26 protein-coding genes are annotated in these 23,527 nt (G+C 72.6%); 13 read left to right on the top strand and 13 right to left on the bottom strand.

The genetic code is table 11. The features are described 5' to 3' along the window. Positions 1–133 precede the first annotated feature (133 nt). The 4 genes from ACFV9Q_RS19855 to ACFV9Q_RS19840 all read left to right on the top strand — a co-directional run bounded on the left by ACFV9Q_RS19855 (position 134) and on the right by ACFV9Q_RS19840 (position 3,291). On the top strand, positions 134–1,102 hold the full coding sequence (locus ACFV9Q_RS19855) for an arginase family protein (RefSeq protein ID WP_377235826.1): 969 nt from the start codon (positions 134–136) through the stop codon (positions 1,100–1,102). A gap of 95 nt (positions 1,103–1,197) precedes the next feature. Continuing rightward, positions 1,198–2,472: an MFS transporter gene (locus ACFV9Q_RS19850; protein WP_377235825.1), complete on the top strand. Its 1,275-nt coding sequence runs from the start codon at positions 1,198–1,200 to the stop codon at positions 2,470–2,472. After that, a complete protein-coding gene (locus ACFV9Q_RS19845; RefSeq protein ID WP_377235824.1) occupies positions 2,456–2,977 on the top strand; it encodes an SRPBCC domain-containing protein in 522 nt (173 codons plus the stop codon). Before ACFV9Q_RS19850 ends, ACFV9Q_RS19845 begins: the two co-directional genes overlap by 17 nt. Further along, positions 2,977–3,291 carry a metalloregulator ArsR/SmtB family transcription factor gene (locus ACFV9Q_RS19840; protein ID WP_377235842.1) on the top strand — a complete coding sequence of 105 codons (315 nt, stop codon included), beginning with the start codon at positions 2,977–2,979 and terminating at the stop codon, positions 3,289–3,291. The genes ACFV9Q_RS19845 and ACFV9Q_RS19840 overlap by 1 nt, the downstream gene beginning before the upstream one ends. Here ACFV9Q_RS19840 and ACFV9Q_RS19835 read toward each other — a convergent pair. Further along, the gene (locus tag ACFV9Q_RS19835) at positions 3,266–3,712 is read right to left on the bottom strand and encodes a cupin domain-containing protein (protein WP_377235823.1); all 447 of its coding nucleotides are present in this window, start codon (positions 3,710–3,712) and stop codon (positions 3,266–3,268) included. The two genes, ACFV9Q_RS19840 and ACFV9Q_RS19835, sit on opposite strands and share 26 nt — an antisense overlap. Positions 3,713–3,863: 151 nt before the next feature. On the opposite strand from ACFV9Q_RS19835, the gene ACFV9Q_RS19830 reads away from it, so the two are divergent. Beyond that, positions 3,864–4,196, top strand: coding sequence for a carboxymuconolactone decarboxylase family protein (locus tag ACFV9Q_RS19830; protein ID WP_377235822.1), 333 nt, complete (start codon positions 3,864–3,866; stop codon positions 4,194–4,196). Between the two features lie 43 nt (positions 4,197–4,239). Here the strand turns inward: ACFV9Q_RS19830 and ACFV9Q_RS19825 are convergent, their stop codons facing one another. The 3 genes from ACFV9Q_RS19825 to ACFV9Q_RS19815 all read right to left on the bottom strand — a co-directional run bounded on the left by ACFV9Q_RS19825 (position 4,240) and on the right by ACFV9Q_RS19815 (position 6,562). Beyond that, positions 4,240–4,896 carry a hypothetical protein gene (locus ACFV9Q_RS19825; RefSeq protein ID WP_377235821.1) on the bottom strand — a complete coding sequence of 219 codons (657 nt, stop codon included), beginning with the start codon at positions 4,894–4,896 and terminating at the stop codon, positions 4,240–4,242. A 94-nt stretch (positions 4,897–4,990) separates the two neighbouring features. Then, on the bottom strand, positions 4,991–6,172 hold the full coding sequence (locus ACFV9Q_RS19820; RefSeq protein ID WP_377235820.1) for a glycoside hydrolase family 76 protein: 1,182 nt from the start codon (positions 6,170–6,172) through the stop codon (positions 4,991–4,993). Positions 6,173–6,379: 207 nt separating this feature from the next. After that, on the bottom strand, positions 6,380–6,562 hold the full coding sequence (locus ACFV9Q_RS19815) for a hypothetical protein (protein ID WP_377227992.1): 183 nt from the start codon (positions 6,560–6,562) through the stop codon (positions 6,380–6,382). Between the two features lie 150 nt (positions 6,563–6,712). Between ACFV9Q_RS19815 and ACFV9Q_RS19810 the strand changes: the two genes are divergently transcribed. Further along, positions 6,713–7,021, top strand: coding sequence for a hypothetical protein (locus ACFV9Q_RS19810; protein ID WP_377227993.1), 309 nt, complete (start codon positions 6,713–6,715; stop codon positions 7,019–7,021). Between the two features lie 27 nt (positions 7,022–7,048). Here ACFV9Q_RS19810 and ACFV9Q_RS19805 read toward each other — a convergent pair whose 3' ends face one another. Continuing rightward, positions 7,049–8,089 carry a hypothetical protein gene (locus tag ACFV9Q_RS19805; RefSeq protein ID WP_377235819.1) on the bottom strand — a complete coding sequence of 347 codons (1,041 nt, stop codon included), beginning with the start codon at positions 8,087–8,089 and terminating at the stop codon, positions 7,049–7,051. A gap of 336 nt (positions 8,090–8,425) precedes the next feature. On the opposite strand from ACFV9Q_RS19805, the gene ACFV9Q_RS19800 reads away from it, so the two are divergent. After that, positions 8,426–9,250, top strand: coding sequence for a hypothetical protein (locus ACFV9Q_RS19800; RefSeq protein ID WP_377235818.1), 825 nt, complete (start codon positions 8,426–8,428; stop codon positions 9,248–9,250). A gap of 19 nt (positions 9,251–9,269) precedes the next feature. Here ACFV9Q_RS19800 and ACFV9Q_RS19795 read toward each other — a convergent pair whose 3' ends face one another. Further along, positions 9,270–9,569 (bottom strand): hypothetical protein, encoded by a 300-nt coding sequence (locus tag ACFV9Q_RS19795; RefSeq protein ID WP_377235817.1) that lies wholly within the window; start codon positions 9,567–9,569, stop codon positions 9,270–9,272. Between the two features lie 228 nt (positions 9,570–9,797). Beyond that, a complete protein-coding gene (locus ACFV9Q_RS19790) occupies positions 9,798–10,106 on the bottom strand; it encodes an EthD family reductase (RefSeq protein WP_377235816.1) in 309 nt (102 codons plus the stop codon). A 125-nt stretch (positions 10,107–10,231) separates the two neighbouring features. Between ACFV9Q_RS19790 and ACFV9Q_RS19785 the strand changes: the two genes are divergently transcribed. After that, positions 10,232–11,632 carry an FAD-binding oxidoreductase gene (locus ACFV9Q_RS19785; protein WP_377235815.1) on the top strand — a complete coding sequence of 467 codons (1,401 nt, stop codon included), beginning with the start codon at positions 10,232–10,234 and terminating at the stop codon, positions 11,630–11,632. 58 nt (positions 11,633–11,690) lie between these two features. Here the strand turns inward: ACFV9Q_RS19785 and ACFV9Q_RS19780 are convergent, their stop codons facing one another. Then, positions 11,691–12,257: a TetR/AcrR family transcriptional regulator gene (locus ACFV9Q_RS19780; protein WP_377235814.1), complete on the bottom strand. Its 567-nt coding sequence runs from the start codon at positions 12,255–12,257 to the stop codon at positions 11,691–11,693. Positions 12,258–12,343: 86 nt separating this feature from the next. On the opposite strand from ACFV9Q_RS19780, the gene ACFV9Q_RS19775 reads away from it, so the two are divergent. Beyond that, on the top strand, positions 12,344–13,819 hold the full coding sequence (locus tag ACFV9Q_RS19775; protein ID WP_377235813.1) for an MFS transporter: 1,476 nt from the start codon (positions 12,344–12,346) through the stop codon (positions 13,817–13,819). Positions 13,820–13,825: 6 nt separating this feature from the next. On the opposite strand, the gene ACFV9Q_RS19770 is transcribed toward ACFV9Q_RS19775, so the two are convergent. Then, positions 13,826–14,404 carry a TetR/AcrR family transcriptional regulator gene (locus ACFV9Q_RS19770; protein WP_377235812.1) on the bottom strand — a complete coding sequence of 193 codons (579 nt, stop codon included), beginning with the start codon at positions 14,402–14,404 and terminating at the stop codon, positions 13,826–13,828. Positions 14,405–14,488: 84 nt separating this feature from the next. Here ACFV9Q_RS19770 and ACFV9Q_RS19765 point away from each other — a divergent pair, with 84 nt between their 5' ends. Together ACFV9Q_RS19765 and ACFV9Q_RS19760 are read left to right on the top strand one after the other, a co-directional pair. Further along, complete coding sequence (locus ACFV9Q_RS19765; RefSeq protein ID WP_377235811.1) at positions 14,489–17,026, top strand: MMPL family transporter; 2,538 nt, start codon at positions 14,489–14,491, stop codon at positions 17,024–17,026. A gap of 219 nt (positions 17,027–17,245) precedes the next feature. Beyond that, complete coding sequence (locus ACFV9Q_RS19760; RefSeq protein WP_377235810.1) at positions 17,246–18,076, top strand: DUF899 domain-containing protein; 831 nt, start codon at positions 17,246–17,248, stop codon at positions 18,074–18,076. Between the two features lie 11 nt (positions 18,077–18,087). Here the strand turns inward: ACFV9Q_RS19760 and ACFV9Q_RS19755 are convergent, their stop codons facing one another. Further along, positions 18,088–18,378, bottom strand: coding sequence for a DUF1905 domain-containing protein (locus ACFV9Q_RS19755; protein ID WP_377235809.1), 291 nt, complete (start codon positions 18,376–18,378; stop codon positions 18,088–18,090). 18 nt (positions 18,379–18,396) lie between these two features. Continuing rightward, complete coding sequence (locus ACFV9Q_RS19750; protein WP_377235808.1) at positions 18,397–18,783, bottom strand: DUF1761 domain-containing protein; 387 nt, start codon at positions 18,781–18,783, stop codon at positions 18,397–18,399. 71 nt (positions 18,784–18,854) lie between these two features. Between ACFV9Q_RS19750 and ACFV9Q_RS19745 the strand changes: the two genes are divergently transcribed. Then, the gene (locus tag ACFV9Q_RS19745) at positions 18,855–19,514 is read left to right on the top strand and encodes a TetR/AcrR family transcriptional regulator (RefSeq protein ID WP_377235807.1); all 660 of its coding nucleotides are present in this window, start codon (positions 18,855–18,857) and stop codon (positions 19,512–19,514) included. Positions 19,515–19,521: 7 nt separating this feature from the next. Here the strand turns inward: ACFV9Q_RS19745 and ACFV9Q_RS19740 are convergent, their stop codons facing one another. Further along, positions 19,522–20,478 (bottom strand): TIGR03885 family FMN-dependent LLM class oxidoreductase, encoded by a 957-nt coding sequence (locus ACFV9Q_RS19740; protein WP_377235806.1) that lies wholly within the window; start codon positions 20,476–20,478, stop codon positions 19,522–19,524. Beyond that, positions 20,475–22,154 carry an alpha-amylase family protein gene (locus ACFV9Q_RS19735; protein ID WP_377235805.1) on the bottom strand — a complete coding sequence of 560 codons (1,680 nt, stop codon included), beginning with the start codon at positions 22,152–22,154 and terminating at the stop codon, positions 20,475–20,477. Before ACFV9Q_RS19735 ends, ACFV9Q_RS19740 begins: the two co-directional genes overlap by 4 nt. 373 nt (positions 22,155–22,527) lie before the next feature. Here ACFV9Q_RS19735 and ACFV9Q_RS19730 point away from each other — a divergent pair, with 373 nt between their 5' ends. Next, a complete protein-coding gene (locus tag ACFV9Q_RS19730) occupies positions 22,528–23,442 on the top strand; it encodes a hypothetical protein (protein ID WP_377235804.1) in 915 nt (304 codons plus the stop codon). The last annotated feature ends 85 nt before the right edge of the window (positions 23,443–23,527 follow it).

Here is a 23,527-nt window from a genome sequence, read left to right as displayed (position 1 = left end):
GTGGTGGTGGGGGGGGGGAGGGGGGAAGAGGGGGAGGGCTGTGGTGCGGGCGGGGGCGGCGGAACTTTTGTTGGCCACCTTTTTTCCTTTTCCGGTTTCCCCCGCGGCTGTCAGGACGACCAGGATGGGCGCCATGAGCGAACCTGCCGGTGCGGCAAACACGACGACGAACGACCAGGCGCGACGGCTCGCGGTGCTCGACGCACCCTCCAACCTGGGCCTGAGGCCGCCGAGCCCCGGCGTCGTGCCGGGCACGTACAAGGCGCCGGGTGCGTTGCGGGACCACCGGCTCCTGGACCGGCTCGGGGCGTGGGACGCCGGTTGCATCACCCCGCCCCGGTACGACCGGCAGGGCTGGCGACCGGGCGACGGCGTGGCGCACGCGTCGCAGATCGCCGCGTACTCCCGGCGCCTCGCCGACCGCATCACCGCCCTGCTCGACGCCGGCCGGTTCCCGCTGGTGCTCGGCGGCGACTGCAGCATCCTGCTCGGGACGGGGCTGGCGCTGCGCCGGCGCGGCCGGTTCGGGCTCGCCTTCCTGGACGGACACTCGGACTTCCGGCACCCCGGCAACTCCGCGATGGTGGGCGCCGCCGCCGGCGAGGACCTCGCCCTGGTCACCGGTCGGGGCGCGACGGAGGTGACCGACCTGGACGGCCTGCGCCCCTACGTGCGGGACGACGACGTCGCGGTGCTCGGCATCCGCGACGACGACGAGTACTCCGCCGAGCTCGCGGGGACCGCCGTCCTCGTCCGGCACGTCGCCGAGCTCCGCGCGGCCGGAGCCGCCGCGTCGGCCCGCGCCGCGCTGGACCGTCTGGAGCGGACCGAGCTGGACGGGTTCTGGGTGCACGTCGACGCCGACGTGCTCGACCCCGGGATCATGCCCGCGGTCGACAGTCCCGACCCTGGTGGGCTCGGGCTCGACGAGCTGGCGCTGGTGCTTCGAGCTCTGTGCGCCTCCCCGCGCTGCGTCGGCCTGCAGCTCACCGTGTTCGACCCCGACCTCGACCCCGACGGCCGGCTCGCCGCGGAGCTGGTCGACCTCCTGACCGGCGTCCTGGCGCCGACGGCGGGCGGTGGTGAGGGGGCGTCGTCGTAATGGCGGCGCGGTCTCGCCAACCTGCAACCAAAAGGTTGCAGCACCGAGTCGGGTTGTGCAACCATAAGGTTGCACTCAACCGACCGGAGGACATCATGGAAGCGATCGGCAAGCCTCGCGGCGGGACCCCCGCGGTCCTCGTCCTGTTCTTTGTCGGGGCGTTCGCGATGGGCAGCGCGGAGCTGCTCGTCATGGGAATGCTCGACCTGATCTCGGCCGACCTGGCCGTCTCGATCCCCGTGGCCGGCACGCTCGTGACCGCCTTCGCGTTGGGCATGGCGCTCGGTGGCCCGTTGCTCGCGCTCCTGACGGCACACCTGGACCGCCGAGCGGTGCTCGTCGGCGCCGTGGCGGCGTTCGCGCTGCTCAACCTGATGCCGGTACTGGTGGCGGACTACACGTTGTTCCTCGTCGCGCGCGCCGGGGTCGGGGCGACAGAGGGCTTGTTCGTCGCCGCGGCCCTGACCGCGCTGGACGGTGTCGTGCCGCGCGATCGTGCCGGCCGTGCGATGGGCGTGGTGATCACCGGTTTCGCTGCTGCGAGCGCCGTGGGCATGCCGCTCGCGTCGCTGCTCGGGCGGGAGCTCGGGTGGCGCGTGTCGTTCGTGGGCCTGGCGGTCATCGGCGTCGGGGTCGTGCTCGCCGCCCTGCTGGTGCTGCCTCCGGTCCCGGTGGCGAGCGCGAGCCGGACGGCCGGCGCCCAGCTACGCCATGCGTTCGCGCCGCGGGTGCTTGCCGTGCTGGCGCTGTGCTGCCTGGTCTTCGCGGGTGTCCAGTCGGCCCTGACGTACCTGGTGCCGTACCTGGGCGAGGTCACGGGTGTCACCGGCCCGCTGGTGGTGGGGGTGCTTTTCGCGTTCGGGGTGGCGACGACGGTGGGCTCCGCGGTCGGGTCCCGCTTCGCCGACGCGCACGCCGTGCGCGCCCTGCGGTATGGGACGATCGGCCTGATGATCTCGCTGCTGGTCATGTTCTTCTTCGGTGGGCAGGTCACGGTCGCCGTGCTGGCCATCGTCGGCGTGGGACTGTTCGCCATGGGGATGGCGCCCGCCATGCAGAGCCGGGTGATGAGCCTGGCCGGGCCCGGAGCGGCCCTCGCGGCCTCGCTGCCGGCGTCCGCGAGCAATGCCGGGGACGCCGTCGGGGCTCTGCTCGGGGGCGCCGCGATCGGGCAGGCGGGTCTCGCGGCCGCCGTCCTCGCCGGAGCCGTGGTGGCGGCGACCGCGGTGGTCGTGGCCGTCGCCACGGGCCGGCTCCGCCCGCAGGCGCCCGCCGCGGAGGCCGCCCCGCAGACGGCGGAGCCGCGGAGGGTCGAGCCGGGCGCCGGGACACCCACCGAGGCGCTCGCCGCGCGTGGCCAGGCCGACTGAGCTGACCGAGCTGACCGAGGAAGGGACGAACGACATGACCGACAACCCGCTGTCCGTCGTCGAGCAGGACACGTTCACCGTGCGCCGGACGATCCGGATCGCCGCCGCGGTCGAGAAGGTGTGGATCGCCGTCACCGAGCCGGAGCACATCTCCCGCTGGTTCGGGCGGACGGTGCTCGTCGGCGACGGCGTCGGCGCCCACGGCACCGTCGCGTGGCCGGACGAACCCGCCATCCCGATCCGCGTCGAGGCGATCGACCCGCCGCGGACCATCTCCTACCGGTGGTGCAACGACGAGGCCGCCGGGTCCGTCCCGAGCGAGGTCGACCCCGCGCACTCGACCGTCTTCACCTTCACCCTCGAGCCGGTGGCCGGCGGCACGCAGCTCACCGTCGTCGAGACGGGTTTCGAGACGACGGTCGACCCCGCCGGCAACCTGGAGAGCCACCGCCTCGGCTGGGACGAGCTGCTGGACCAGCTGGTCGTGTCGACGGAGGCTCCGTGATGAAGGAGGCGCTGGTCCCGATGTGCGCTGCGCTGGGTGACGAGAACCGCTGGACCATCCTGACCCTGCTGGGGCAGGCGCCGGCGTCCGCCTCGGCGCTGGCCGCCGCGTTGCCGATCAGCCGCCAGGCGATCACCAAGCACCTCGGGATCCTCCAGCGGGTCGGGCTGGTCGAGCAGGTCCCCGCCGGGCGAGAGGTGCAGTACCGGGTGCTGGGGGCGGAGCTCAGCGCCACCGCCCGGCGGCTGGATGCGATCGGCGCCTCCTGGGAGCGGCGCCTCGGGGACATCAAGACGATCGCGGAGGACCTGTGACGGCGGTCTGGAGCCGGCCGTACGCCTCGTCGGTGACCGGTTCCAGCCATTCGTTGCGCACGTCTGCGCCGGGCGTGATGAGAGCGAGGTGGGAGAACCACGAGTCCTGCTTCGCCCCGTGCCAGTGCTTCGTCCCCGCCGAGACATGGATCACCGACCCGGGCTCCATGCTCACGGGGTCGTCGCCCTCCGCCTGGTACCAGCCGCTGCCGGCCGTGCACAGCAGGATCTGGTCGCCACCACCGTCGCTGCCGTGATGGATGTGCCAGTTGTTGCGGCATCCCGGCTCGAAGCTCACGTTGCTGACGGGGACGCTGCCCGGCGCGAGCGGGGCCAGATAGCTCTGGCCGACGAAGTACTGCGCGTAGGCGTCGTTCTTCTCCCCGAGCGGGAAGATCTGGTCGAACTCGCTGTCAGACATGGCGGTCTCCTTCTGTTCCGGTGATCCAACGTACGGCGGGGCGACGCCGCGAGGGATCCTCTGTCGGTACACCCCTTGACGGGGACTCCCACGTGCCGCGGATCCGTACTGGAATGGCAGCGTCCGCACCTGACGAGCAGAGGAGACGGCCATGGCTGAGAGCACGGGCTGGACCGGGGGTCAGAACGCCTTCGGTGACTTCGCCCCGGGGATGGTCCACTACACCGACCGGGTCCTCTTCGACGAGGTCTGGGAGCGCGAGGGCTTGTCCAAGCGCGACCGCAGCCTCGTCACGGTCGCGGCCCTGACCGCGCTGGGCAAGACCGACCAGCTCCAGTTCCACCTCGGCTACGCGCGGCGGAACGGCGTCACCGATGACGAGCTGAAGGAGGCCCTGCTGCAGCTGGCGTTCTACACCGGCTGGCCCAACGGCATGGGCGCGATGACCGTGCTGAAGGGAATCGTCGAGGCCGAGCAGTCCTGACCGGCCCGCGTCCCCCGTGGCGTTCGAACGGGCCGCGCGGCGCTCAGCCGATGCTGTCCGCCGCCGCCCGCAGCGCGGCCAGCTCGTCCGGGTCGGACATGCGGGCGAGCGCGGCGATGTCGCAGATGTAGCGCCGGCGCTCGGCGGGGATCGCCTCGGCAAGGCGCGCCGGGTCCTCCCGCAGGACCCGGTAGATCTCCAGGCCTGCCGCGTAGAACAGGTCGACGAGCTTCGGCTCGCCGACGGCGTTGCGCAGCACGTTGCCGGGGTTGTGGTCCAGGCCGCCCCAGAACGGGACGGACCGGGCGGCCTCGGCGTCGAGCTGCTCCGCCTTCCTGCGCACGGTGGTGATCGGGTCGTCCGGCGCGGCGGCGCTCCAGCGGTCGACGACGGCCTCCGCCTCCGCCCGCTCGACCGGCATCAGGAACTCCATCACGGTGATGCGGCCCCCGCCCGCCAGGGGCGCGTCGAGCTCGATGCGCGGCAGCAGCGGATGCCCCTCCAGGGAGCGGCACAGCTCGACGAAGACCCCGTAGGCCGGCTCGAACGGGCTGACCCGGGCGACGAGCGCGCCGTCGGGCGACCGCCAGACGGTGGCCCAGTCCCCGAGGCCGCACACGTTCCAGCCGCCGGCAAGGAGGCGGCCGGCGGCCTCGCGGTGCGGCAGGCCGCGCAGGGTGTCGACGTCGAGAAGGCTCACGCCCCGCAGCCTAGGAGGGGTCACCCTGCGTTCCCAGGGAAAACTCGCAGGACGACCCCTCGACCGCTCCTCGGTGCCGACTGTCTCGGCGGGCTCAGTACAGGATGGACGCCTGCTCGCGGGGCCAGGCCAGCGTGGCGTAGATCTGGACCATCGCCGCCTGCTCCAGCAGCTCCGTGTGCTCGTCGCCGGCGTTGAACAGCCCGGTCGCCGGTGCGCGCTCGGTGCGCCACTGGTGGTCGGCGTAGTCCGCCATGGCGTCGCGGTACTTCGTGCCGCCGGTCACCGACTCCAGCAGGAGGAGGTTCTTGAACCAGATGGAGTTGAAGAACATCGGCTGGTCGGCCAGCCGCCCCTCGGTGACGTAGTAGCGGTAGGACGCCGCCGCGATCGCCTTCGCCTTCTTCAGGTAGCGCTGGTCGCCCGTCGCCTCGTACAGCAGGGTGTAGGTGCCCAGGGGGACGCCCTGGTTGTACGACCACTGCGTGCGGTCGATCGACCCGTCGAGCTTGATGTTGTCCCAGTAGAGGCCGTTCGGCGCGAGCAGGTGCTCGTCGGTCCACCCCACCATCCGCTTCGCCCAGTCGAGGTAGTCGCGCTCCCCCGTGATCAGGTACAGGCGGGTGGCGAGCTGCGCGCCGGGCATGGTGGAGACGGTGTTGCGGTCGGTGCTCCAGGTGGCCTGGGTCCAGAAGACGCCGCCGGGCGCCGGGTGCGACGGGTCGGTGTCCCACCCGGAGACCACGAGCTCGAAGATCTCCTCGGCACGTCCGAGCGCCGCCTCGTCGCCGGTGGCCAGGTACTGCTGCACCTTGGCGAGCGCGACCCACTCGTTGTCGTCGTAGAACATGTCGCCGCCACCGCCGTACGGGGCGCGCGGGTACGAGTCGTAGCCGGGCAGTCCGGTGGTGCCGCCGTCGGCGTTCCAGAAGTGCTCCTGCCCGCGGGCGACGTCGGTGAGGTCGTCCTCGAACGACCGACCCACTGCCCCGGGCAGGCCGGTGAGGTCGAGCGTCGCGACGTGCGCCTGGGAGTGCGGCCACTCGAACGAGTACGTGCGGTCGTCGGCCCCGCTCGGGTACCGCTCGCGGTAGAGGCCGGAACCGTCGCCCGCCGCCATGTACTCCTGCATCGCGTCGTACGACGCGACCGCCCGCTGCACCTGCGTGCGCTGTGACACGGCGGGGGCGCCGCCCTGCTCCGCGTCGGCGGGGGCCGCCGTCCCCACCACGCAGGCCAGCGCGGCAACCGTGGCGGCAACTCTGGTGAACCTCATCGTTCGCTCCTTCGTTCGGTGGTGGTCCGAGCGGTCCGGCACCGGCCCGACGGCGGCCCTATGTCAGCGCTGTCATCCTTGCGGGCGGTGAGCTCGGCATCATCTGCGACTGCTTGGGTGGTGGGGTGGCCGGACCCAGCCTCGCGAGGTCTCCTTTGACTCGGACAGGTCCTGAACGCCTGGCGGCCAGGCTAGGGGTTACGGACCTCACGGGTCAACGACGTCGGCCCCGGCCTGGCAGGCAAGACACAGCAGCGTCGACTCGACGACCCCGCGACCCCGGAAGCGCTGACCCAGCTCGACGGCGACCTCGTCGCACTCCGGACACATCCACGGGCCGTTTGCGCCCTCGTGCACCGAGCTCATGATGTCCTGCCATCCGCTGCTCACGGCGAGGACTCTATCCGGGTGCCGGGTGCGCGGAGGCCGCGACGACCTGCCTCGCGCAGGCCACCGGCAACCTGAAGGCTCGGAGGTCGAGCCATAGGATCGACCAGGTGGCCGTCAGACCACCTCAGGTGCACGACAGGAGACAGCACGATGACCATGGACGCCCGGTACGAAGCTCTCAGGACCGCCCTCGAACAGGACCCCGACCTCGACGTCACCGTGCGCGAGGGAGCACTCCTGGTCCGTCAGACGCCGTTCGCCTTCCTCGCGGGCAGCTCGCTCGCCGTCCGCCTGCCCGCCGTCCGCGCGGACGATCTGATCAAGCGCGGCATCGCGGAGCTCCTCCGGCACGACCCCGGCGCCGACTGGGTGACGATCTCGGACCCCGAGGACTGGTCCGAGCTCGCCGCCGAGGCCCACGAGCTCGCCAGCGGCCACCAGCCCGGCAACAGGTCATGACCCAGGCCCGGTGACGGGCCACAGGGATCAGAGGCTCATGAGCAGCCGGTCCCGCCGCCGGCCGAGGTCCGCGAGCTGCGCGTCGACCTCGGCCGTCCGCCGTCCGGTTCTCCGGTCCGCCTGCTCGACGATCCCCAGGGCCTCGTGCACCCGGTCGACGGCGCCGTCGACCCGGTCCATGAAGTTCCGGTTGTTGAACCGGTGGTCGAACAGGAAGTCGAACGTCCCGAGGTAGTCGTCGTCCAGCAGGTGATCGATGCGGTCCCGCTCGACCTCGTCGAACTCGCGCGCGAGCACGCGGAGCGCCGCAGCGGCCTTCCGGATCAGGCCGACAGCCTGGTCCATCTCGTCGGCCTTCCGCCCGTCGGAGAGGATGAACAGGCGGTCGCGGGGCCAGGACCGTGCCCGCCGCTCGTCCGTGGCCATCGACCTCGCGGCGTCCAGATGTGGGAGCGCGCCGACCAGCGCCGTGCCGGCCTGGTCGACGGCGTCCTCCACCTCGCGAAGGTCCGCCAGCTCACGACGGACCTCGTCCGCCTGCTGCGCGAGCCGGCGCAGCTCAGCGGCCCCGCGCGCCCCGACCTGCAGCGCCCACGTCTCCGCGGCCGCGGACGCGGCGGCGTGCCAGCCGTCGACATCGCCGAGAGCGTCAAGCCCGGCGCGCACCGCCGTGAGCTCCCGCTCCCAGCCGTCGACCGTGGTCCGCGCTTCCGCCACGCGAGCCTGGGCGTCGTCCCGCTCGGACCGTCGGACCGCGAGCCACTCAGCGCGCCGACCCCGCAGGGCCGCCAGGATCAGCGCGGGGCTCGGTCGTTCCAGCGTGCGGAGCGCAGCTTCCGCACCGGCGAGCGCCACCGTCGCGCGGGCCAGCTCGTCCCGGGCCGCAGCGAGCGTCGAGCGCGCCGCGCCGAGGCGCTCCACGAGGTCCCGGTGCTCGACCACCGCCTCCTGCGCCGCCTGCAGCTCCGCCTGGAACTGCCGCCCCTCGACCGACATGAGGCCTGAGGCTACGCCGTACCAGGTCACGGCCGGTACGAACGCGCCCGCGAGCGCCACTTCCTCCGCCATTTCACCCACCCCGGACGCTGCTCCGGCCCCACGACCCACGTAGGCTCCCGGCAGGGCAGAGGCCCGGGCGACGCCCGGGTCGGGACCCGCGCGTGGGGTCTGGGCCCACGCTCGGGCAGGAGCTGGGACCGCCGACCTGGGGAGCTTGGGGGTCCCGGCTCCTTGGGTTCGTCGACCGGAGCCAGGGTCTGCGCGGGGCCTCGCGCTTGGCCGCTCTCGCCCGACACCGTCCCGGTCGGTCGGCTTCGGGCGGCCTGCCGCGATCGCACCACAGCAGCCACCTACTCACACGTTCGCCTCACACGTTGTCTCCACGTGCCAGGGCATCGTTGGCCGGTGCTCTCCGCCATGCCCGCCCCCCAGCAACTCGACACCCTGCAAATCCGTACACCAGGTCCGATCTTCCTGACGCGCGTCGTCGCGACGTTCCTCCTCGCGGTGCTGCTCTTCGGACCAGTCACGGCTCCGATCGCACACGCCCTCTCCGCACCCTCCACCGGTGTCGCCGGCGGAGCAGGTGAGGATCCCCGCCGGGGCCACAGCAGCGACGGCGACCGTGACCGCCACGACAGCCACGACCGGGGTGGCCGCGACCGCACCGACCGCGCCGACCGCAGCGGCAACCGTCCGACGGTGCAGCGCCTGCCGACCAGGCTCACCGCGAAGACCGTCGACGGCATACCGGTGTCCCTGGACCGGAGCCAGCTGCGTCATGCCGCCACCATCATCTCCGTGGGTTCGCGCACCAAGGGCGTCGGGCGTGACGGGATCATCGTCGCGCTCATGGCCGCGCTGACCGAGTCACACCTGCAGATGCTGGCCAACCCCGGTGCCTACCCGACCTCGGTCAAGCATCCCCACGACGGGGTCGGCCAGGACTTCGACAGCCTCGGGCTGTTCCAGATGCGTCCTGCCTCCGGCTGGGGAAGCGTCAAGCAGCTCATGCGACCGAAGTACCAGGCCGCCGCTTTCTTCGGCGGCCCGGGCGGCCCGAACGGCGGCTCGCCGCGCGGCCTGCTCGACATCCACGGGTGGAAGGACCTGCACCCGGGAGAAGCCGCCCAGGCCGTCGAGGTCTCGGCCTACCCCGACCGCTACGCCCAGTACAAGCCCGTCGCACACGCCGTCCTCGAGCGGCTCACGCCTGCTCGCGGCAGGTAGGCGGTCCTCGACCGGGGCGTCATGCGCGGGTCGTCGCGCGAGCGTCGGCCTGCGGTGACGCCACGGAACGAAGGAGCTGCATCACCCGCTCCGCGGGCACCTCGCACGGCTTGAGCACGGCGCCGTCCGCGGTGAACCAGATGTTCGCGCCGAGCCCTTCGGCGCCACCGAGGTGTTCCGCCTCGAAGGAGACGACCTTGCCTCCGGCACGCGTCGTACGCGTCACGCCCCACGTCTGCCCGGCTACCCGCGCACGCGACCAGCCCTCGGGTATCGCCCCGATCAGCACGTCCAGCTCTTCGTCACGCGACTCGCCCATGTGCTCACCCCTCTCGCAGCGTGGTCGCCCCGGAACCCGAGGCGCATCCGCCTCAACCTCGCCGCGCGGGCGGCTTGTTCCCCACGGCGACGCGCAGGCGCGCGGGCCCGGCCACGACGTCGAGTTCACGGTCCCGCGGTAGCAGCAACGTGACGCGGCACGCGTCCCAGCACAGGGTCGCGTGCCGCTTCTCGTTCACGTTCGCAGTCTCACTCGCGCGGGCCGCTTCTAGCTGATCTCGACGTCGAGGAAGAGGCCGGTGATCTTGCCGCCGGTCGCCTCGATCACGGCGCCGAAGAACGCACCGCCCTCGGGCGACGCCGTGGCCGCCGAGGCCTCGGCGTAGCCGTCGAAGTACAGGTCGAGCGTGCGGAAGGCCGGCGTGGGCGTGCCGTCCTCCTTCGGCCACACCCGGCTCGACTCCAGACGCCGCAGACCCGGGAGGGCCCGCGCCTTGTCGAGCACGTCCGGCAGGGCGGTCTCGAAGGCGTCGGGGGTGTCGAGGTTGTCAACGATGATCTCGACCTTGGTAGCCATGATGCTTCCTCTCTCGTGGCGAGTTCTGCGTCGAGCCGGGTGCCCGTGACGGGAACAGCCCTCGCCACACCATGTAGACTGACTAGTCACTCTACTACGCCGACCTCGGCAGGGAAGTGGGACTCATGTCACGTCCGGAGAATCAGCAGCGCAGCCGTCTCGTCGAGATCCTGCGGCGAACCGTCCGCTCGGGCTCGGTCGTCAGCGACGGTCCGGGGTACGACGCAGCTCGGCGTATCTGGAACGGCGCAGCGACGGCGCGGCCCGGCGTCGTCGTCCGGTGCGCCGACCCGGCTGACGCCCGCGCCGCCATCCTGGCTGCCCGGGAGACCGGGACTCCCCTGTCGGTACGCGGTGGCGGTCACGACTGGGCAGGCCGCGCCCTCAGCGACGGCGGCCTGACCATCGACGTCTCCGGACTGCGCGGGGTGACGGTGGACGCCGGGGCGAGGGTGGCAACCGTCTCGGCGGGAACGACCGCCGCCGACCTTGCCGCCGCAGCGCAGCCCTTCGGCCTTGCCCCCGTGACGGGCACCGCCGGCTCCGTGGGCATGGTCGGGCTGACGCTCGGCGGTGGCTACGGGCCCCTCGGTGGCCGGTTCGGGCTCGCGCTGGACAACCTGCTCTCGGCCGACGTGGTCCTCGCCGACGGCTCCGTCGTCACCGCGGACGACGAGCACGAACCCGACCTCTTCTGGGCGCTGCGCGGCGGCGGCGGCAACTTCGGCCTGGTCACCTCGATGCGCGTGCGCCTCCACGACCTGCCCACGCTGCTGTCCGGTCTGCTGGTGTTCCCGTGGGCGCAGGCCGGGACCGTGCTGACCGGGCTGTCGGACGTCCTCGCCGAGAGCCCTGAGGAGCTGACCGTCCAGTTCGGCGTGCTGGCCGGTGCCGACGGCGAGCCTGTGCTCTTCGCCTCCCCCACCTGGAGCGGCGACGACGTCCGCGCAGGAGAGCGCGCACTCGCGCGGCTCGACACCCTCGGCACCCCGCTCGTCTCCCAGGTCGCCGCCACCACGCTGCCTGACATACTTGCCACGATCGACGCGCAGTTCCCCGCCGGCCGACACGTCGAGATCCGCACCCGTTCGGTGCCGTCCCTCACCTCAGGCGTCCGCGACGCGCTGATCCACGCCGGATCGACCCTGACGTCGCCCACCTCCGCGGTGTCCGTGCACAGCCTGCACGGCGCCGCACAGCGGGTGCCCGTGACGGAGACCGCGTTCGGCAGCCGCGACCCCCATCTGATGCTTGAGGTCATCGCCCAGTGGGAGCCCGACGACACCCGGGCGGCGGACCACCGCGCCTGGGCGCACGAGGTGACTCGCGCCCTGGAACCCGAGGCCCTGCCGGGCGGGTACCCCAACCTGCTCGGGCCGACCGAGACGGCCCAGATCGCGCACGCGTACGGGCCGAACACCGAACGGCTGCTCGCGGTCAAGCGCCGTGTCGACCCGGAGAACATCTTCCGCGCCATCGCCCTTCCGGAGTCGGCCACGCCGCTCACGACCCTCCAGGACCACTGAGCGCGGGGCCACCCCGGTGGGGTCCCTTTGCTCCGTGCGGCGTCGGGCAGGGGCGGACCTACCCCGTGCGGACCCCTGCGATGCCGCGCAGAACCACCGGCAGCAGCAGGCTCGACCCGTCGGGGGCGCGGAACGCGTCCGGCAACGACGCGACGAGACTCAGCAACGGTGTGATCTCGACGTCGGCACGCACCCCGCCGGCCGCCTGGGCGGCCGCGAGGAGCGCACCCGCGCGTTCCTTCATCGGCGCACAGTCGGTGAAGATCGCCGAACCGGCGTCGGCGATGCCTGCGCTCTCGACCGCCCGCAGCCCCCGGTACTGCTGGGCGCTGCGGTCGTAGTCCCGCAGCCACGCGCCGAGCGCGTCGACGGGGTCGCCGAACTCCGCCGCGAGCTCGTCGGCCGCGGCCGTCAGGCGGTCGAACCGGTCGCGGCTCACCGCGGCGATGAGGTGGTCCTTCGTGGGGAACCGCCGGTACAGCGTGCCCTTGCCGACGCCGGCCGCCCGCCCGACGTCCTCCATCGGGATGCCGACCCCGCGCTCGGCGAAGAGGGTGCGCGCGGCGTCGATGACGGCGAGCGCGTTGCGCCGTGCGTCGGCACGCAGGGGTCGGTCGGAAGCCATCGTCCGACCATACTTGACAAGCGGACGCGACGTCCACTTAGAGTATGCGGACGTAGCGTCCGTTTACTTTGCCTGGAGAGCTCACCATGTCCGTGCCCCCGCCCGCCGCCGACCGCCCGCCGTCAGCGGCGCTCCTCCCCGTCGTCCTGGCGACGACGCTCGTGGTCACCATCAGCACCGCGATCGTCAACGTCGCCCTCACCCGCATCCAGAGCGACCTCGGCTTCGACGCCGCGGCCCTCTCCTGGGTCGTCAACGCCTACCTGCTCACGTACGGCGGGCTGCTCATCGTGGGCGGCCGGCTGAGCGACGTGATCGGGCGACGCCGGACCCTCCTGCTCGGCCTGGCCGTCTTCACGATCGGCTCGGGTGCCGCGGCGCTCGCCTGGGACCCGAGCTCTCTCGTCGCGGCGCGCGCCCTGCAGGGTGTGGGCGCCGCCGTGGCATCGCCCGCGGTGCTCGCGATCGTCACGCACACGTTCACGGGCCACGCACGGGCCAAGGCGCTCAGCTGGTTCAGCGTCGTGCTCGGGGTCGGCTTCTCGCTCGGGATGATCCTGGGCGGCGTGATCGTGCAGTGGCTGGACTGGCGCTGGGTCTTCTGGCTGAACGTGCCGCTCGGCGTCGCACTGCTCACGCTGACGCCCTTCTTCGTCCCCGCCCTGCGGTCACCCGACCGCCACCGGCTCGACCTGGTGGGCGCCGCGCTCACCATCGCGGGCACCGTGGGCGTGGTGCTGGCGTTCGTGCAGCTCGCGGGCACGCACCGCTTCGGCCCGACGGTCGTGGTCAGCCTCGCCGTCGCCGTGGTCGCGATCGTCGGACTGGTCCTGCGCCTGCGGTCCGCGGCCGAGCCGTTGGTACCCCTGGAGCTGTTCGCGCGCCGGAGCATCGTGGGCGCCTTCCTCGCCAACGGCCTCGCGGCAGGCGCCCTCACCGGGGTGGTGTTCTTCCTCTCGCAGCTGTTCGGCACCGGCCTCGGGCTCGCACCCATCGCGATCGGCTCGCTCTTCGTCGTGTTCACCGCGCCGCAGCTCGCGAGCGCCCTGTCGGCGAGCCGGCTGGTGCGGGCGTTCGGCGTACGTACCGTGCTGAGCACGGGGCTCGGCCTCGCGGTCGTCGGGATGGTGGTCCTCGCGGTCGCCGCGCCGTCCGGCACCGCCTCCGGCCTGCTGATCGCGGGCATGGTGGCGACCGGGTTCGGTGCGGGCGTCGTGTACTTCGGCGTGAACCTCACCGTGATGACCTCCGTCGCACCCCGGTTCGCGGGCGCCGCCTCAGGCGTCGTGCAGACCTCGGTGCAGCTCGGCGCCTCGGTCGGGATCGCGGTGCTCGTGCTCGTCCAGTCGCTGGCCGGGACCGGTGGCGCCCTGCTCGCCGCCGCCGGGTTCCTCGCGCTCGCGATCGGCGCCGTCTCGCTGCGCGACCGTGCCGAGAACGCGTCCGACGACACGCTCCTCGACGGCCCGAGCAGCGGCGACGACCCGAGGACGGCGGACGGCGCGACGCCGGTGCCGGTGGCCGTGCTCGTGGACCGGGCAGGGCTGACCACGGAGCGGTAGGAGCCGTCAGCGCAGCAGCAGGTCGACCAGCGCGCGGGCGCTCTCCGGCGCCGACGGCACCCGGCGCAGCGCGCGGGTCACGACGGCGCCGACGAGCGCGTCGACCACCTCCTGGACCGGCGTCCGCGCCTCGATCTCGCCGGACGCCGCGGCGGCCTGGACCCGGGTCGTGAGCTCCGACCCGCCGAGGGCGTCGTCGAGGCGCGCGCCGATGTCCCCGTTCTCGGCCGCCGCCGCGACGAGCGACCGGATGAACGGGCTGTTGTCCGGGTCGTCGACGAACCGCGAGAGGTCCTCGAACCACGCCGTGAGGTCGGCCCGCACGTCACCGGTGTCCGGCACCTCGAAGTGCCCCGGCAGCAGCTCGCCCTCCAGCAGCGCCTCCGCCACGACGGAACCCTTGGAGGGCCACCACCGGTAGATCGTCTGCTTCGCGACGCCGGCCTCGGCCGCGATCCCCTCGATGGTGAGGTGGTCGTATCCCCGCGTCGCGAACAGCGTCGCGGCCGCCCGGAGGATGGCCCGCCGGGCGGCCTCGCTGCGCGCGGCGCCTCGTCGTCGAGGTGCCGCTTCCGCTTCCGTCATCCCCCGATCCTACGGTCGCATTAACGAGACGCAACGTCGCGTATTCTTGATCCGCTCGACCACTGGGACGTGAAGGAGAGACCGATGGCGGAACTGCTGTACCGGCTGGGCAAGGGCGCGGCACGCCGCGCATGGGCGGTGATCTGCGCCTGGGTGCTCGTGCTCGCCGGCACGGTCGGGGCATTCGCCGCCTGGTCCGGCGAGCTCGCCACCAGCTTCGACGTCCCCGGGCTGCCCTCCTCCGAGGTGGTCGAGGAGCTGGAGGCGGCGCTGCCCGACCTCGCCGGGGCCTCGGGCACGATCGTGTTCGCCACCACCGACGGGTCGGCGTTCACCGACGCCCAGAAGGAGCAGATGAGCGCCCTGGCCGACGACGCCGGCGACCTGCCCGACGTCGCGCAGGTCGTGGACCCCTTCGCCGCCGAGTCGGAGCGTGCCGACCAGGTCGCCGAGCTCGAGGACGGCGAGGCGCGGATCGCGGACGGCCGCCAGAAGCTGGCGGACGGGCAGGAGCGGCTGGACCAGGGCGCGGAGCAGCTCGACGCCGGACAGCAGCAGCTCGACGACGGGCAGGCCCAGCTCGACCAGGCACGTGCGCAGGCCGAGGCCGCGGGCTTCCCGACCGACCAGCTCGACGCGCAGCAGGAAGAGCTCGACGCCCAGCAGGCGCAGCTCGACGCCCAGCGCGAGGAGCTGAGCAAGGGACAGGACGAGCTCGACGACGGCCTGGCCGAGCTGGACCGCAACGCCCAGGACCTGGAGACCGGCGCCGCGCTGCTGGACCTGGCCCGCGACATCCGCGTGGTGTCCGAGGACGGCGCGGCCGCGCAGGTCAACGTCGCCTTCACCGAGCCGCGGCTCGAGCTGCAGGACGCGTCCAAGACGGCGGTCGTCGACCACTTCACCGGCACGCCCGTCGACGGCGTCGAGGTCGCGGTCTCCTCGGACATCTCGCAGGGCGTGCCGAGCCTGGTCGGGCCCGGCGAGATCGCCGGCCTCGTCGTCGCCGCGATCGTGCTGCTGGTGATGCTCGGCACCGTCGTCGGCGCCGGCATCCCGATCGTGACCGCCCTGACCGGCGTGGGCATCGGCGCGCTCGGCGCCCTGTCGTTCTCCGGCGTGGTCGAGATGGCCTCCGTGACCCCCGTCCTCGGCCTCATGCTCGGCCTGGCCGTCGGCATCGACTACGCGCTGTTCATCCTCAACCGGCACCGCAAGCAGATGCTGCACGGCGCCGACGTGCGCGAGTCGATCGGGCTGGCCAACGGCACCTCCGGCACCGCGGTCGTCTTCGCGGGCAGCACCGTCGTCGTCGCGCTGCTGGCGCTGAACATCACCGGCATCCCGTTCCTGGGCCTCATGGGCACCGTGGGCGCGGCCTGCGTGGCCATCGCCGTGCTCATCGCGATCACGCTGACCCCCGCGCTGCTGGGCCTGGTCGGCGAGCGCATCCTCAGCCGGCGCGCTCGCCGCGCGACCGTCGGCCAGGACGAGGCCGTCGCGCACGTCCGGGAGATGTCCACCGGCCGGGCGGTCCTGACGACGGTGCTGACGGTGGTCGGCCTGCTCGCGCTGGCGATCCCCGCGCTCTCGATGCGGGTCGGCCTGCCGGACGGCTCGTCCGAGCCGGCCGGCTCGCTCGCCGAGCGCGCCTACACGATCACCGCCGACGAGTTCGGTGCGGGCGCCAACGGCCGCCTCATCGTCTCCGCCGACCTCCCGGCCGGCCTCGACGACGGCGAGCGGACCGAGGCGCAGCTCGCGATCGGCTCGGCGCTGGCCGACGTCGCGCACGTCGCCGCCGTCGCGCCCGCCGCGACGTCCGACGACGGCAGGCTCACCGCCTTCCAGGTGGTGCCGGAGGAGGGTCCCAACAGCAAGACCACCGAGCAGCTCGTGCGCGACCTGCGCGACCTGCCGCCCGTCGCGCTGGACGACGGCGGCCAGGCGGTGCTCGGCATCGCCGGCCAGGCCGCGATCAACATCGACATCTCGGAGAGCCTGAACGACGCGCTGCCGCTCTACCTGCTCGTGGTGGTGGGCCTGTCGCTGCTGATCCTGGTGCTCGTCTTCCGTTCGATCCTCGTGCCCCTGATCGCGACCGGCGGCTTCGTCCTGTCGCTGTTCGCCACGTACGGCGCGATCACCGCCGTCTTCCAGCAGGGCTTCGGCGCCGGCCTGATCGGCCTGGACAGCACCGGACCGATCCTGTCGTTCCTGCCGATCATCCTGGTGGGCATCCTGTTCGGGCTGGCCATGGACTACCAGCTCTTCCTCGCCACCGGCATGCGCGAGGCCTATGTGCACGGCGCCCCGGCGCGGCTCGCCGTCGCCCGCGGGTTCCGCGCGGGCCGCTCGGTCGTCGTCGCCGCGGGCCTGATCATGGTCTCCGTCTTCGGCGGCTTCGTGTTCGCCGAGTCCGCCATGATCCGGTCGGTCGGGTTCGGCCTCGCGTTCGGGGTCCTGGTCGACGCGTTCGTCGTCCGCATGCTGCTCATGCCCGCGCTCATGCACCTGCTCGGCAACAGCGCCTGGTGGCTCCCCCGGTGGCTCGACCGCCTGCTGCCCGACGTCGACGTCGAGGGCGCCTCCCTCGAGCGGCAGCACCCCGTGCGCCGCTAGCGACGCCGGGACTCGTGCACCTCGCCGGCGGGTGGCTGCGATCGTGTTCACGTGGGTGCGCTCACGCGGCCGAGCGCTTCGGACTGCCCCGAAACACATCGCGGCCGCCCCGGCACCACTCCTACCGTGTGAGAACCGATCACCGACGGAGGAGATCGAGCTGGTCGACGGACGCCGGGCTACCGTCGACCAGGACCGAACAACGGTGAGGAGCCTGCGATGGAGCGGACCGAGCTGCCGGCCGTGGTGTCGCCCGAGGACTGGCTCGTGGCGCGCAAGGAGCTGCTGGCCAAGGAGAAGGAGCTGACCCGCCTGCAGGACCGGTTGGCGGCGGACCGCCGTCGGCTCCCGATGGTGCACGTGGACAAGGACTACCGGTTCGAGGGCCCGGACGGCACCGTCTCCCTGCTGGACCTGTTCGACGGGCGCCCGCAGCTGGTGATGCACCACTTCATGTGGATGTGGGACCGCGACGCCGACGGCGTCGAGCACTTCCAGGACCGCGGCTGCACCAGCTGCGCCTCGGCCGCGGACATGATCCCCGGACACCTGCGCCAGCTGCACGCACGGAACACGACGCTGGTCGCGGTCTCGCGCGCGCCCTACGAGAAGCTCACCGCCTACGCGGACGACATGGGCTGGACGTTCCCCTGGTTCTCGTCCCTGGGCAGCGACTTCAACTACGACTTCTACGCGACCATGGACCCGGCCGTCGCGCCCGTCATGGTCGAGTACCGGAACGAGGCCGAGCTCGCCGAGGTCGGGCTGCCCTGGGGCGAGGACTGGCGCACCCCGAGCGACGCGCCCGGGATCAGCGCCTTTCTGCGCGACGGCGACGACGTCTTCCACACCTACTCGACCTACGGCCGCGGCATCCAGGAGTTCCACTACGGCATCCCCTGGCTCGATCTCACGGCACTGGGCCGCCAGGAGGCATGGGAGGAACCCCACGGTCGCGCCGTCCCGCTCGGGCGCCAGGTCGGCGGCCCGGGCCTGCGCCACCCGGACGAGTACGACGACGCGTCCGCGGCACCGCACCAGCACCACTGACGACCCGACGGTCAGCCCAACCGCTCCAGCAGGCGCACGGTGACGGTGTCGCCGGCCTCCTTGCCGATCTCGCGGCGGAGCCCGGCGGCCACCGGAAGCTTGTGGGTGCCGTCCCCGAGCGCCATGAAGGAGCTGGTGAACTCGACGCCGTCGACGGTGCCCCGGACCTTGACCAGACCCCGGGTCCCGAAGTACTCGGCGGAGCCGTCCAGCTTCAGGTAGGTCCAGCCACCCTTCGCCTCGCTCCGGAGCAGTACTGCGGTGAAGCTTCGGTCCAGCGGACCACTGCTGACTGCGGACATGATCGGTCTCCCTTCGGATCAGTGGACGAGCCCGAGGACGAACGCCACGAGCAGGAGCTTGAGGAGCCAGTCCCCCGCGTGGATCGCCGCCGTCTGCCACGGCACGCGCTCCCAGATGATCGACCCGGTGAGCAGCACCACGGGGAACGCCACCCACAGCACGAGCGCCAGCAGGAGCGACGACGGCAGCGCCAGCAGGCCGGCCTGCGCGGCGACCCACGCGAACCCGGCCCCGACCACTGCCGTCCGCACGAGCTCGGTGACCACCCGCCACGGGCCAGGCCGACCCCGGTCGAGCACCCGGTCGCCGAGCGCTCGCCTCTCGAGCGGCGAGACGACGACGTAGTAGACGGAACTGAGCACGAACGCCGCCACGGCGGCGACAACGACACCCCACGCGATCATGACGATCCTCCTTTTAGTACTACCCAGTACTCTAAGCGGACACCGCGAGTACTGTCCAGTACTATTTTCTCGTGACCAGCCCCTCCCCGACCCAGCGCCGCGGCCGGCCCGGTGGCAGCAGCGGCACCGACCTCCTCGCCGTCGCACGCGACGTCCTGCTCGCGCGCCGGTACGCCGGCGCGACGATGGACGCCGTCGCCGCGCAGGCCCGGATCTCGAAGCAGACCCTCTACAAGCAGTACCCGTCCAAGGAGATCCTGTACGCGGCAGTCGTGCGGGACTGGGTCGATCGCGGCCGCGACGCCATGGCTCCGCACCTCCAGAAGCTGATGGCGACCGACGACGTCGGCCAGGGGCTGCTGGAGCTCTGCCGGACGCTGCACCACGGCGTGCTGAGCGCCCCGGTGCTCCAGATGCGGACCCTGATCACGGCAGAGGCCGAGCGGTTCCCCGACGTCGCCGCCGACTACGCCAGCCGCAGCTGGGACCACAACCAGGCGCTCCTGGCCGACGCCCTGCGGCACCTGGCCGGCCGCGGCCTGCTGCGCGTCGACCACCCGGAGGTGGCCGCCGAGCAGCTCACCTGGCTCACCCTGGCGGCACCCCTGAACCGCCTCACCCTGACCGGCGGCGCGGCGCGCTACCCGGCCGAGGAGCTGGACGACATCGCCCACGAGGCGGTCGTCACGTTCCTGGCCCGCTACGGCACCGGCGAGGAAGCGTCCGGATAGGCGCCATTCAGCGCAACGCAGGAAGGACGTGCTCGCCGAACGCGTCGATGAACGCGTCCTGACGTCGTCCGACATGGTGCAGGTAGAGGCGGTCGGCACCGGCGTCGCGCAGCTCCGCGAGGCGACCGGTGAGCTCGCCGAGGTCCGCGGAGACCAGGACGGCGCGGCGCACCTCGTCGATGCCGACGTCACGGCCGAGCGCGTCGAACGCGGCGGTCGTGGGGGTGTCCGCGGCGACCTGCGGCGGGACGGCGATCGTCCGCCACTGGTCGAGGGCCACCTCCTCCGCCTCCTCCGGCGTCGGCGCCCACGAGAGATGCACCTGGACGGCGACGTCGCCCGCGCCGCCGGCGTCGCGGTACGCCCCGATGACGCGCCGGAGCCGCTCCACCGGCTGGTTCACGGTGACCAGGCCGTCTGCCCACGCCCCGTGCCGGCCCGCCGTCTCGGGTGTCAGGGCGGGAAGCACCAGCGCGGGCGCGACGTCCGGCAGCGTCCACAGCCGCGCCTGGCGCGCGACGACCCGGCCGACGTGATCGACCTCCTCGCCGCGCAGCAGCGCCCGGATCACCTCGACGCACTCGGCGAGCCGGGCATCGCGCTCGGCCTTCGGCGGCCACGGCTCCCCCGTCACGTGCTCGTTGAGGTACTCGCCCGAGCCGAGGGCCACCCAGAATCGCCCGGGGAACATCGCGCCGAGGGTGGCGATGCCCTGCGCCACGATCACGGGGTGGTAGCGCTGACCCGGGGCGCACACCGTGCCGAAGGACAGCCCGGTCGTGGCGAGCGCGGCGCCGAGCCAGGACCACGAGAGCCCGGACTCGCCCTGCCGCTCGCTCCACGGCGCGAGATGGTCGGAGCACATCGCGGCCTCGAAGCCGGCGTCCTGCGCCAGCCGGGCCACGCGCAGCCCCTCGGACGGGTGCAGCTGCTCGTGCGAGACGTGGAAGCCGACGACCGTCATGAGGCCTCCTCGCTCTCGGCCGCCGAGCTGCCGACCGCGTCGCCGTCGATCGTGCGGCGCAGCCACCGGTACCCGTACCCGGCGACCGGGATGCGGCCGTCGGCCTCCACGGCGGCGTAGTCCTGGTCCACGTGCACGTCGACGTAGCGTGCCTGCCCCGCCTCGAGGACCGCGACCTCCCCGGCAGGCAGGTGGGCCACCACCTCCTCGTCCGCGAGGTTGGCCACCAGGAGCACGCTGGACTCCTCGACCTGGTACCGCAGCGCCAGCACGGACGGCACGCCCAGGTCCCACGGTTCCGGGCGGACCCGGCCGAGCTCGCTCAGTCCCAGCCGGGCGCGCACCAGGGCGCCGACCCGGTGCAGCAGGGAGCCGTCGCGCACGCTCTGCTCGTCCACGCTCACGTGCTCGGGGCCGTAGGGTCCGGTGACCACCGGTGCCTGGAACCGGTCCGTCGCGGCGTTCGAGAAGCCCGCCGACGGCGTCGTGGACCACTGCATCGGCGTCCGGACGGCCTCGCGTTCCGTCCGGTCGAGGTCGTCGCCCATACCGATCTCGTCGCCGTAGCGCAGCACCGGCGGCCCGGGCAAGGAGAGCGTCACCGCGTGCGCCAGCGCGATGCGGCGCGGGTCGCCGTCGAGCATGGGACCCAGGCGGCGCCGGATGCCGCGGCCGTAGACCCGCATCGAGTCGTCGGGTGCGAAGGTGTCCAGCACCTCCGTGCGCTCGTCCTCCGAGAGCCGGACGAGGTTCAGCTCGTCGTTGTTGCGCAGCCAGTGCGCGTAGGTGGCCCCGTCCGGGGCCGCGGGCTGGTCGCGCAGCGCCCGCTCCAGCGGCTCGGCCTGCCCGCGCGCCAGGGCGAGGAACAGATGGTTGTTCAACCAGAAGTCGAGCAGCATCGTGAAGCCCTGGCCGTCGGCCCCGAAGTAGTGGGCGTACTCGTCGGGCGCGACGTCGACCTCACCGAGCAGCACGGCCCCCGTGCGCTGCCCGGACACGGCGGCCCGTAGGTCTCGGACGAGCCACTGCCCGTCCGTGTCGGGCCGGGCGGCGCGGGCGCGCTCGAGCATCATCGGGACGGCGTCCACGCGGAAGCCCGAGACCCCCATGCGCAGCCAGAACGCGACGATGCGGTACAGCTCTTCGCGGACGCGCGGGTTGTCGAGCGCGAGGTCCGGCTCGTGCGAGTAGAACGCGTGCCGGTAGAACTGCTGCGCCTCGTCGTCCCACGTCCACGTCCTGGGCTCGACGTCGGGGAACATCGGTTTGATGTCGTCGTCCGGCTCGTCGGCCCAGAGGTAGTAGTCGCGGTACGGCGAGCTCCGGTCCCGCCGCGCCTCCTGGAACCACGGGTGCTGGTCGGACGTGTGCTGCGTGATCAGCTCGACGAGCACGTGCAGGCCCAGATCCTCGGCGGCCTCGAGCAGGTGGGCCATGTCGGCCAGGTCGCCCAGACGGGGGTCGATCGCGAGATGGTCGCTGACGTCGTAGCCCCCGTCCCGGAAGGGCGAGGTGTAGAACGGCAGCATCCACACGCACGTGGCGCCGAGCCCGCGCAGGTAGTGCAACCGCTCGGCGATGCCGCGCAGGTCGCCCCAGCCGTCGTCGTTCGAGTCGGCGAAGAGCCGAGGGTCGAGCTGGTAGATCACAGCGTCGGAGTACCAGGAGGAACGCACCGCGGACCTCACCTCATCTCGCGCTCGGCTGCACGGCCGGTGCTGGACCGTGCGCCACTTCTGGCACCGTGCCACGAAGTGGGGCGACTCGCACATTCCGCCTCGAGCGTGCCGGTCGGGACGGCTACCTGTGCCGACACGGGCGCGGGAAACCGAACGGGTCGATGGTCGGCGTCGTCGCTGCGTCGTCCTGCCGGTAGCCTTGCCGCGGGTCAAGCAGACGGCCAGCCTCCGATCTTCATCCCTCCACGGACCCGGTACGCGCAGCGCGTCCGGCCCCGGAGGGCGAGGCACCATGGTTCGCGCACCATGCTCCGTCTGCCGGCCCTTGCCGAGCACCCGGGAGACGCGCGACGTCGACCGGAGGACATCGATGACGACGAACGATGCTCGACAGCGTGACGAACAGCCGACCGCCGCGCTCACCACCGCCAGGCTCACGCCCGCGCCGCTCGCGGGTACGACGCCGGGCAGCGAGTCGCTGACCGGAGCGCCCCTGCCGGCGACGACACCGACCACGACCCGGCCGGACCTGGACGACGACTCGGCCCCTGACGTCACGGCCGAGCTGGAGCTGGCCGTAGAGCTCGCCGACGAGCTGGCCACGACCCTGGAACGCAACAGCACGCTCGAACCCGGGCACCGGGACACCGACCGTGCTGCGGGAGCGAGCCGGACGGCACCCGTACGGATACCGGTCGACGCAGGCGAGGTGCTGGCCAGGTTCGGCGTGGACGGATGGGCCGAGTACAACCAGACCGACGAGCGGATCCGGGCGCTGCAGGAGACCCTCGGGCCCCAGCACCCGCGGACGCGGGCGTCGATGGCCGACCGGGACGCCGTGGACGCGCTGTCCCAGCAGGACGAGAAGACCTACCAGGACGCTCTGGTGGCCGCCCTGGAACAGGTCGCGTCCGAACGCGGCATCGACATCGAGGTGCTGCCGGAACGCATGGCGCCGGCCCGGTCGGCCGACGCCCCGGAGGCCGAGTCGCCCGCGACCCGCCTGCTCGCCGCAGCAGTCCGCCGGGCGGTCCTGCCCCAGCTCGGCCGCGCACCCGGCGACCTGGCCGAGACGGAGATCGCGGAAGCAGTCAGGCAGGCGGGACGGACGTACCTGGAGCGGATCAGGACCCACGAACGTCCGGTACCCGTCGTCAGCCACGACCGGCTGGAGGTCCAGCTACGGACCGAGCTCCAGGCCGACGAGCTCATGCCCGACGAACCCGTGCCTCCGGCCGACCCGCACGGCACGGACGGCGTCGTCCGCGCGGACCACCATCAGTAGCGACCGGCCTTCTCCTCGCCTGGCGCGACCGTTCCGCATCTCGGGTTTTGCTCGCGCGCACGCCGGGATACGGTCCGCTGGAGCC

This window comes from Promicromonospora sp. NPDC059942, from assembly GCF_042731755.1.
In the GTDB taxonomy this organism is placed as follows: Bacteria; Actinomycetota; Actinomycetes; order Actinomycetales; family Cellulomonadaceae; genus Promicromonospora.
This window is presented reverse-complemented; position numbering and strand designations above follow the sequence as displayed.

Coding starts and splice junctions, on each gene's coding strand:
- ACFV9Q_RS19850 (WP_377235825.1), top strand. CDS start 1,198: ATGGAAGCGATCGGCAAGCCTCGCGGCGGGACCCCCGCGGTCCTCGTC.
- ACFV9Q_RS19740 (WP_377235806.1), bottom strand. CDS start 20,478: ATGACGGTCGTCGGCTTCCACGTCTCGCACGAGCAGCTGCACCCGTCC.
- ACFV9Q_RS19795 (WP_377235817.1), bottom strand. CDS start 9,569: ATGGGCGAGTCGCGTGACGAAGAGCTGGACGTGCTGATCGGGGCGATA.
- ACFV9Q_RS19835 (WP_377235823.1), bottom strand. CDS start 3,712: ATGTCTGACAGCGAGTTCGACCAGATCTTCCCGCTCGGGGAGAAGAAC.
- ACFV9Q_RS19855 (WP_377235826.1), top strand. CDS start 134: ATGAGCGAACCTGCCGGTGCGGCAAACACGACGACGAACGACCAGGCG.
- ACFV9Q_RS19765 (WP_377235811.1), top strand. CDS start 14,489: ATGGCGGAACTGCTGTACCGGCTGGGCAAGGGCGCGGCACGCCGCGCA.
- ACFV9Q_RS19790 (WP_377235816.1), bottom strand. CDS start 10,106: ATGGCTACCAAGGTCGAGATCATCGTTGACAACCTCGACACCCCCGAC.
- ACFV9Q_RS19775 (WP_377235813.1), top strand. CDS start 12,344: ATGTCCGTGCCCCCGCCCGCCGCCGACCGCCCGCCGTCAGCGGCGCTC.
- ACFV9Q_RS19750 (WP_377235808.1), bottom strand. CDS start 18,783: ATGATCGCGTGGGGTGTCGTTGTCGCCGCCGTGGCGGCGTTCGTGCTC.
- ACFV9Q_RS19810 (WP_377227993.1), top strand. CDS start 6,713: ATGACCATGGACGCCCGGTACGAAGCTCTCAGGACCGCCCTCGAACAG.
- ACFV9Q_RS19760 (WP_377235810.1), top strand. CDS start 17,246: ATGGAGCGGACCGAGCTGCCGGCCGTGGTGTCGCCCGAGGACTGGCTC.
- ACFV9Q_RS19830 (WP_377235822.1), top strand. CDS start 3,864: ATGGCTGAGAGCACGGGCTGGACCGGGGGTCAGAACGCCTTCGGTGAC.
- ACFV9Q_RS19770 (WP_377235812.1), bottom strand. CDS start 14,404: ATGACGGAAGCGGAAGCGGCACCTCGACGACGAGGCGCCGCGCGCAGC.
- ACFV9Q_RS19780 (WP_377235814.1), bottom strand. CDS start 12,257: ATGGCTTCCGACCGACCCCTGCGTGCCGACGCACGGCGCAACGCGCTC.
- ACFV9Q_RS19730 (WP_377235804.1), top strand. CDS start 22,528: ATGACGACGAACGATGCTCGACAGCGTGACGAACAGCCGACCGCCGCG.
- ACFV9Q_RS19805 (WP_377235819.1), bottom strand. CDS start 8,089: ATGGCGGAGGAAGTGGCGCTCGCGGGCGCGTTCGTACCGGCCGTGACC.
- ACFV9Q_RS19820 (WP_377235820.1), bottom strand. CDS start 6,172: ATGAGGTTCACCAGAGTTGCCGCCACGGTTGCCGCGCTGGCCTGCGTG.
- ACFV9Q_RS19840 (WP_377235842.1), top strand. CDS start 2,977: ATGAAGGAGGCGCTGGTCCCGATGTGCGCTGCGCTGGGTGACGAGAAC.
- ACFV9Q_RS19785 (WP_377235815.1), top strand. CDS start 10,232: ATGTCACGTCCGGAGAATCAGCAGCGCAGCCGTCTCGTCGAGATCCTG.
- ACFV9Q_RS19755 (WP_377235809.1), bottom strand. CDS start 18,378: ATGTCCGCAGTCAGCAGTGGTCCGCTGGACCGAAGCTTCACCGCAGTA.